The organism is Filifactor sp., from assembly GCF_057248345.1.
This window is the reverse complement of sequence record NZ_DBHIIC010000015.1, coordinates 24,970-32,591: the sequence shown is the minus strand read 5'-3', so window position 1 is coordinate 32,591 and position 7,622 is coordinate 24,970. Positions and strand designations below refer to the sequence as shown.

Genomic DNA, 7,622 nt, shown 5'->3' with positions numbered 1-7,622 from the left:
ACCTCAATGGTGTGTTTAATTTATCATATCTTTTTCTTCTTGTCAATTCTTTTTTCTCTTTTTTTGTTCAATTCTCACTTTATTATTCCAAACAAGTAGGACTACAAACAAATAATTTTAGGTATAGTTTCATTTTGTATTAGAGTGTTTCATCTTTAAAAATTTAAATTTTCTATCTTAACTTAAGGATATCACTTGTAATTCATATTAAAAAGAATACAATATATAATGGTAGTTGATATTAAAATAAATAGTAATCGCAAACTAAGCTTTAAAGGAGAGTAAAACTATGAGACTTATGGATTTCGCTAAGAAAGCTTTTTTAGGAGCAAGCGACGAAGAGAATAGAGAAAACAAAGCACGGATGAGAGAAATATTCAATGTTAACATGCCTAATGGAGATGACTATAAATTAATTTATTGCCACATGGAAAATTACACCAATGCAGTCATTGTTGAAATTACAGAACACAGTAACTTTATTGTAGGATATAAAGAAGGAGAAGTTGTTGTAATTGCTGTTAGTCCTGATTTAAGTGAATACGATAACCCTATCGTATTTAATAAAGATAACGGAAGTAACACCGAAACTCGTTTAGGGTATTGCAGAGTATATAATGAAAAATTTTCATTTCAATTTGAACCTATTACCTATGCTCCCGGAATTACTAAGGGTGCAAAACATTCAGTAGCAATCACACAATCCGGCTCTGAAGTTGCAGAATTTCGTAATTTTTTCAAAAAAGGTTTATAGAACATCTGCATTATCTTATTCAAACGATTTGAGAATGATAAATCGTCAATAGGACATCCCCTAAATGTATTGAAGAATATTAAAAATATCGAAGCAATAAAACTGACGAATTTCCCGGAGCGAAACAATCTATAAACAATTGTGCAAATTATAATTATGTAGAGGAAATTCCAATATTATAATGGAGATGAAGGGTATGGATGAACAAATTTTAAATACAGTCTATAGTTCGTCTCTGGAATTTGGCAAAAATTTCCACAGACCAATCATCGAAATAATCGAAGAGCTCTACCCCGATATTTCTAATGATGAAAAAATTTCTATTGTAAGTTACATTGAACAAACAAGAAACGACATTGAAAACTATTTCTATAGTAATTATGATTACAAGAATGAAGATGCAAATAAGGAACTGCAACACCGTGGAAAACAATGGATTAAAAATAAGTATCATTGGATGAATACCGAAAACATCAATCGTTCCGCCAATCAAGGGATGTATTATGCTTGGCGTGGCTGATACTCACTCTTCCATAAAATAAAATAAGATACGAATATCCAAAAAACAAGAAACAAATCTACTGCTTTTATACATACGAACATCTTGAAACAAGGAGAATCCTCAATTTACAAAAAATGAATGAAACGAAACACATGATTACAAAATAAAAATAGGGAGTTTAAAAATGACGGTTGATTTGAAACAGCAATCTATAGAACTAATCAAAAGCTTATGTGATAAAAACATTTTATCTGAGAGCAACTTTGATCATTTGGAAAATCAAACATTCCATGATATTATTTTGACATTAAAGATTGTGTTTCAAAAAACATATCCTAACACAAAATTGAAACGAACCATGAAAAGCATTCATTATGCAAATAATTTTTCTGATGAAAAACTCAAACAAACCGCTTTTTTGCTTGATGAAATTGAACAGTATTTATCCATAAATAAAATTCTTGACCACGACAAATCGGTTTCTTTCTTTAACAAAAAAATCACAGATAAAAATTTTGTCATCAATCCTACCGCTTTGGTTTCTGTTATGATGGAGAGTTTGCTGATTAAAAAACACAAAAATAATTGAACTCTGACAAACACACCAACGATTAACAATAAATCTGAAAAATCAACACCCGGTAAAAAAATATTGTTTGAAAATATCAAGAAAATTCATACTACAGAAACGGAAGTTTAGAGAATCAAAAGAAACCTAAAGTTTGATGTACAGGATGTAGTTGAGTACTGTAAAAACAAAATTTTAAATAAAGATTGTTTGATTTATAAACAAGGTAAAATTTGGTATTGTGAAGCAGTTGGCATCAAAATAACCCTTCATACAGCTACACAATCATTACCGCTCACAATACCAAATAAACTCTTAGAACAAACAAATATTATTATCTCTTCCGTTTGCTCACTGTCATAATTTAATGTACAATTCATAGTTTAATGATTCACAACTATATTTTTGCTTACTTCAATAATGACAACATTTCAACAGAGCATTTTTTCAAATTTATGGAATATCAATTAGATTTTAATATAAATTGGGGTTATTCTAAGATTTTATTAAAGACTGTAGCACAAACACAAAGAAAACGATACAACCGCTATACAAAATGATTAAAATTCGACTCATTTTATACAATAACTTATATATTAAAAATCTTTCAAACCAATTCTCCATGATAATCAAGTTGTCTACGATAATTTCAATGTTTTTGTTGACTTTTTCTGTTTTGACTGTTAGAATCATATAGCATAAAGAATATGTTCAGGGGCTTATAGCTCAGCAGGTTAGAGCGCACGCCTGATAAGCGTGAGGTCGCAAGTTCGAGTCTTGCTAAGCCCACCATTTTTATGAAGATGTATCAATTTTACCTGTGCCCAGATAGCTCAGTCGGTAGAGCAGAGGACTGAAAATCCTCGTGTCGGTGGTTCGATTCCGCCTCTGGGCACCAATTGGAAAGATTTTTTTATCTCTAATCACGGTAAAAAAATCTTTCTTTATATGTTTTAAATTCTTAACGAAAGGAAGTATGTACTATGTGGAAAATTGAACTTGATGCAGATGCGAAAGCATACATCAACAAAAAAAACTTAACTGATCTTTATATCGAACCAATCAAAAGAAGAATGTGTTGTACCACTTATGGAGACTTTATAATTTCTCCTAAATCAAATAACTCTAATATTGTTTTTAATAAAGTCACAGAAGAAGGTGTTACTTTCCACGTATGTGATTCTTTAGAAGTAACAACTGACACTATTTCTATTGGCTATGGTAGTTTCTTAGGTGTTGAACGTCTTTTTATTAAAAATATTTCATATTCTCTATAAAAGATCGAACGATAGTAAAAATGATACTGTTATTTCATAATAGATGTGAAATAAATTCACAAAATCAAAATTTATCTATATTTACACCTGTATTTATCCAATATTTCATCGGATAAATACAGGTGTGTTTTTTATAAAAATCTCATATTATATAAAACTCTTTCCTTAACTTATCATAAATCATCAGTAAATATACTTTTTCCTATAAATGAGTTTTTAAAATATTTATAATTTCTTAAAAATAAAAAATATCTGTTAAGGGTATAGTGTATCTCTCTTAACAGATATTTTAAAAACAATCTCTATTTCTTTAAACTCATTCTGACCATGGCCTTTTTCAAATGCACAGCGGCAGTATAGAATTCTTTATCTCCACGTTTGTACTGTTGTAATTGCTGTTCAGCTTTTTGCTTTGAAGTCATAGCTCTTTGAACATCAATGTCCTCAGGCCACTCTGCATTAGCTGCTACAATTGTGGTACAATCTTGTGAAACAAGAACCATCCCTCTTGAAATAGAGGCTTCTTTTTTTTCTTTTCCAATCTGAATTTTAATTTTTCCGATGTCTAGTCGTGAGATATAGTTGACATGGTTAGCTTTAATCCCAATATCACCTTCTGTAGTATGTACCACAACAAGATCTACATCTCCATCCCAAAATATTTTTTCCGGAGTTACAATTTTTAGGCGGAATGTTGGCATAACTATTCCTCCTTTTTACCCTTTTCAACTGCTTCTTCTATAGTTCCTACAAACAAAAAAGCTGATTCAGGAACATCATCGTGTTTCCCTTCCAAAATTTCACGAAATCCACGAATTGTTTCACTAACAGGGACATATTTTCCTACCATCCCTGTAAATTGTTCAGCGACACTGAACGGTTGAGACAAAAATCTTTGAACCTTTCTTGCACGAGATACAATAATTTTATCTTCTTCAGACAATTCATCCATCCCCAAAATTGCAATAATATCTTGCAAGTCTTTCATTTTTTGTAAAATGGACTGTACTCCTCTGGCAACCTCGTAGTGTTCTTCCCCTACTACTTCCGGAGATAAAATTCTTGATGTGGAATCTAATGGATCTACAGCAGGGTAGATTCCAAGAGATGCAATTTGACGTGACAAAACAGTTGTTGCATCCAAGTGGGCAAATGTCGTTGCAGGCGCAGGGTCTGTCAAGTCATCTGCAGGTACATATACAGCCTGCACTGAAGTGATAGAACCTTTTTGTGTCGAAGTAATTCTCTCTTGCAACGCTCCCATCTCTGTTGCCAATGTCGGCTGATATCCTACAGCTGAAGGCATACGTCCTAGGAGCGCAGAAACTTCAGAACCTGCTTGTGTAAATCTGAAAATATTATCAATGAACAACAATACATCTTGTCCGGCTTTATCTCTAAAATATTCCGCCATAGTAAGTCCCGTCAAACCTACTCTCATTCTTGCTCCGGGCGGTTCATTCATTTGTCCGAACACCAATGCTGTCTTATCCAAAACTCCGGATTCTTTCATTTCATAATATAGGTCATTTCCTTCTCTGGTTCTTTCTCCAACACCTGTGAATACGGATAGACCACCATGTTGTTTGGCAATATTATTAATCAACTCCATAATAATTACTGTTTTACCAACTCCGGCTCCACCAAACAAACCGATTTTACCACCCTTTTGATAAGGACAAATCAAATCGATAACTTTGATTCCGGTTTCTAAAATCTCAGCATTTGTCTGTTGTTCTTCGTATACAGGAGGATCTCTATGAATCGGCCATCTTTCCCCTTCTTCCAAATCTCCAGCCTCATCAATCGGTTCTCCCAAAAGATTGAAAATTCTTCCTAATGTATTTTTTCCAACTGGAACAGAAATAGCTCCCCCAGTGTCAATCGCATCCATTCCGCGAACCAACCCATCAGTAGAACTCATAGCTATACAACGTACCATATCTTCTCCAATATGTTGCGCTACTTCTACCACTATCTCTTGATCCCCATTTTTGATGATAATCGCATTTTTCAAGCTTGGTAAATGCTCAGCATCAAAGCGTATATCTAATACCGCCCCGATAATTTGCACTACTTTTCCTATATTTTGTTGAATCATAAACTTCTCCTTCTATTCTTTACTTAAGCGCTTCTGCACCAGAAACAATTTCAGAAAGTTCTTGTGTAATGTTCCATTGACGAGCCCTGTTATATTGCAAATTCAGCTGTTCTATCATTTCTTTCGCATTATCGGTTGCAGACTCCATCGCAACTCTTCTAGCACCTTGTTCGGATGCATAAGATTCCAGTGCAGCTGCATAGAAAATCCCTTCCAAATAAAGAGGTACAATATTATCGAACACTGCTGTTGGCGAAGGATCATACTGAACAGTTTCATATTCTTCTTCTAATTCTCGAGGTTTCAGATATAGAGGAAGTAATTTTTTTATCCTTACAACCTGTGTCAATGCAGATACAAACTCTGTATAAATTACATACAACTCATCAATTTCTCTGTTTTTATACAGTTCTATCACTGTATCCACAATATCCAACACATGTACTTTTTCAACTTCTTCCGGAATGTTTTCAAATCTTTTTACAATAGGATATCCTTTTCTCCGAAAGTGTTCATACGCTTTTTTTCCAATTGGTAACACACAAACTTGTCTTCCGGCCATCTTTTCTTCTGCTTTTCGAAAAATATTGGTATTATATCCTCCTGCTAAGCCTTTATCTCCTCCAATGATAACAAATCCCGCTTTTTTTTCTTCTCTAGGTTTTACATAAACAGAAGATAATTGCTTTCTTTTTGTTGAAGCAATTCTTACCATCGTGTCGTACAAAATATCGAAAAAAGGTTTGGATTTCTCTGCTTTATCCTTTGCTTTTCTAAGTTTGGAAGATGCAACAAGCTCCATCGCTTTTGTAATTTGCATAGTGTTTTCCACACTGATAATTCTATTTTTTATGTCTTTCATTCCTGTTGCCATAAAGACCTCCTTTCCCTTCAATAACTGAGGCTTTTATCTGTTTTTAAATTTTTCTACAAATTCAGATAATGCTTTATGCAACAGTTCTTCATCTTCCTTAGTAATATCATTGTGTTCTATCATAGATTTTCCTAGATTTGGATAGGAACCTTCTAAAAATCTAAACAATTCTTTTTCAAATTCAGGAATATCTTTTATATTTATTTCTTTCAAATAGCCTTTGTTTGCAGCATAAATAATGATAACTTGTTCTGATACAGAAAGAGGAGAAGCTTGTCCTTGTTTCAAAATTTCAACAATACGCTCGCCACGATCCAAACGTGCCTTTGTGTCAGCATCTAAATCTGAACCGAATTGAGAAAATGCTTGCAACTCTCTGTATTGAGAATAGTCCAAACGTAATGTCCCTGAAACTTTCTTCATCGGCTTCAATTGAGCACTTCCTCCTACACGTGATACGGAAATCCCGGGATTTACAGCCGGACGAATACCGGAGTGGAACAACTCAGTTTCTAAGAAAATTTGTCCATCTGTAATCGAGATAACATTAGTTGGAATATATGCAGAAACATCCCCAGCCTGAGTTTCGATGATAGGTAGAGCAGTTAAAGATCCGCCACCCTTCTCTTTCGACATTTTTGCAGCTCTTTCCAATAATCTTGAATGTAAATAGAATACATCTCCCGGATATGCCTCTCTTCCCGGAGGTCTTCTAAGTAATAATGACAGTGTACGATAAGCAACCGCATGCTTGGATAAATCATCATAAACGCACAATACATGTTTTCCTCTATCCATAAAATACTCGCCCATAGTACATCCGGAATATGGCGCAATATATTGCAATGGTGCCAACTCAGAAGCTGTCGCCGCAACAACAATTGTGTAATCCAAAGCTCCCTGTTTTTCTAAAGTTTCTACTATTTGTACTACAGTAGATAATTTTTGACCAATCGCAACATACACACAGATAACATCTTTTCCTTTTTGATTTAATATGGTATCAATTGCTATTGTCGTCTTTCCTGTTTGACGGTCTCCGATAATAAGCTCTCTTTGCCCTCTTCCAATCGGTATCATAGAGTCAATCGCTTTAATTCCGGTTTGTAAAGGCTCACTTACTTTTTCTCTTTCAATAATTCCAGCCGCTTTTCTTTCAATTGGCATATACTCTTTTGTCAAAATAGGGCCTTTTCCATCAATCGGTTCTCCCAATGCATTTACTACCCTACCTAACAACTGTTCTCCAACAGGAACTTGTACAACATTACCTGTTCTTTTAACAGTATCGCCTTCTTTGATTCCTTTATCTGAACCCAGCATAACTGCACCAACAGAACTTTCTTCTAAGTTCAAAGCCATTGCATAAATTCCATTTTCAAATTCCAAAATTTCTCCGGACATACAATCTTCCAAACCACTTATTTTTGCGATTCCATCGCCTACTTCTAATACTTTTCCTACATCTTTGAAGTGAGCATTATATCCATAGTTTTTAATTCTCTCTTTAATCAGAGTACTAATCTCATCAGGTCTAATATCCATA

9 protein-coding genes and 2 tRNA genes are annotated in these 7,622 nt (G+C 33.9%); 7 read left to right on the top strand and 4 right to left on the bottom strand.

Annotated elements, in window-relative coordinates:
* Positions 1-289 precede the first annotated feature (289 nt).
* The 7 genes from ACO5GE_RS04445 (at position 290) to ACO5GE_RS04415 (ending at position 3,101) form a co-directional block, all read left to right on the top strand.
* Positions 290-754 (top strand): hypothetical protein, encoded by a 465-nt coding sequence (locus ACO5GE_RS04445; RefSeq protein WP_484829724.1) that lies wholly within the window; start codon positions 290-292, stop codon positions 752-754.
* A 196-nt stretch (positions 755-950) separates the two neighbouring features.
* Positions 951-1,274 (top strand): hypothetical protein, encoded by a 324-nt coding sequence (locus ACO5GE_RS04440; RefSeq protein ID WP_014262436.1) that lies wholly within the window; start codon positions 951-953, stop codon positions 1,272-1,274.
* Positions 1,275-1,440: 166 nt separating this feature from the next.
* A complete protein-coding gene (locus ACO5GE_RS04435) occupies positions 1,441-1,845 on the top strand; it encodes a hypothetical protein (protein ID WP_484829723.1) in 405 nt (134 codons plus the stop codon).
* Positions 1,846-1,959: 114 nt separating this feature from the next.
* The gene (locus ACO5GE_RS04430; protein WP_484829725.1) at positions 1,960-2,187 is read left to right on the top strand and encodes a DUF3781 domain-containing protein; all 228 of its coding nucleotides are present in this window, start codon (positions 1,960-1,962) and stop codon (positions 2,185-2,187) included.
* Between the two features lie 352 nt (positions 2,188-2,539).
* Positions 2,540-2,616 (top strand) — tRNA-Ile (locus tag ACO5GE_RS04425).
* Positions 2,617-2,646: 30 nt separating this feature from the next.
* Positions 2,647-2,722: transfer RNA gene (locus ACO5GE_RS04420), tRNA-Phe, on the top strand.
* A gap of 85 nt (positions 2,723-2,807) precedes the next feature.
* Entirely contained in the window at positions 2,808-3,101 is a 294-nt protein-coding gene (locus ACO5GE_RS04415; RefSeq protein ID WP_484829722.1) for a hypothetical protein, read from the top strand.
* A gap of 302 nt (positions 3,102-3,403) precedes the next feature.
* On the opposite strand, the gene atpC is transcribed toward ACO5GE_RS04415, so the two are convergent.
* From atpC to atpA, 4 genes are read right to left on the bottom strand one after another with little or no spacing between them, the layout of a single operon-like run.
* On the bottom strand, positions 3,404-3,802 hold the full coding sequence (gene atpC / locus ACO5GE_RS04410; RefSeq protein WP_484829721.1) for an ATP synthase F1 subunit epsilon: 399 nt from the start codon (positions 3,800-3,802) through the stop codon (positions 3,404-3,406).
* A gap of 2 nt (positions 3,803-3,804) precedes the next feature.
* Complete coding sequence (atpD, locus tag ACO5GE_RS04405; protein WP_484829720.1) at positions 3,805-5,202, bottom strand: F0F1 ATP synthase subunit beta; 1,398 nt, start codon at positions 5,200-5,202, stop codon at positions 3,805-3,807.
* 19 nt (positions 5,203-5,221) lie between these two features.
* Positions 5,222-6,076: an ATP synthase F1 subunit gamma gene (gene atpG, locus ACO5GE_RS04400; RefSeq protein ID WP_484829719.1), complete on the bottom strand. Its 855-nt coding sequence runs from the start codon at positions 6,074-6,076 to the stop codon at positions 5,222-5,224.
* Positions 6,077-6,109: 33 nt separating this feature from the next.
* Positions 6,110-7,621, bottom strand: a complete 1,512-nt coding sequence (gene atpA, locus ACO5GE_RS04395) for a F0F1 ATP synthase subunit alpha (protein ID WP_484829718.1) — start codon at positions 7,619-7,621, stop codon at positions 6,110-6,112.
* Position 7,622: the final 1 nt, after the last annotated feature.

What these genes read in the sequence shown, in the direction of transcription:
- ACO5GE_RS04445 (WP_484829724.1), top strand. Translation starts at nt 290, where the DNA reads ATGAGACTTATGGATTTCGCTAAGAAAGCTTTTTTAGGAGCAAGCGAC.
- ACO5GE_RS04440 (WP_014262436.1), top strand. Translation starts at nt 951, where the DNA reads ATGGATGAACAAATTTTAAATACAGTCTATAGTTCGTCTCTGGAATTT.
- ACO5GE_RS04435 (WP_484829723.1), top strand. Translation starts at nt 1,441, where the DNA reads ATGACGGTTGATTTGAAACAGCAATCTATAGAACTAATCAAAAGCTTA.
- ACO5GE_RS04415 (WP_484829722.1), top strand. Translation starts at nt 2,808, where the DNA reads ATGTGGAAAATTGAACTTGATGCAGATGCGAAAGCATACATCAACAAA.
- atpC (WP_484829721.1), bottom strand. Translation starts at nt 3,802, where the DNA reads ATGCCAACATTCCGCCTAAAAATTGTAACTCCGGAAAAAATATTTTGG.
- atpD (WP_484829720.1), bottom strand. Translation starts at nt 5,202, where the DNA reads ATGATTCAACAAAATATAGGAAAAGTAGTGCAAATTATCGGGGCGGTA.
- atpG (WP_484829719.1), bottom strand. Translation starts at nt 6,076, where the DNA reads ATGGCAACAGGAATGAAAGACATAAAAAATAGAATTATCAGTGTGGAA.
- atpA (WP_484829718.1), bottom strand. Translation starts at nt 7,621, where the DNA reads ATGGATATTAGACCTGATGAGATTAGTACTCTGATTAAAGAGAGAATT.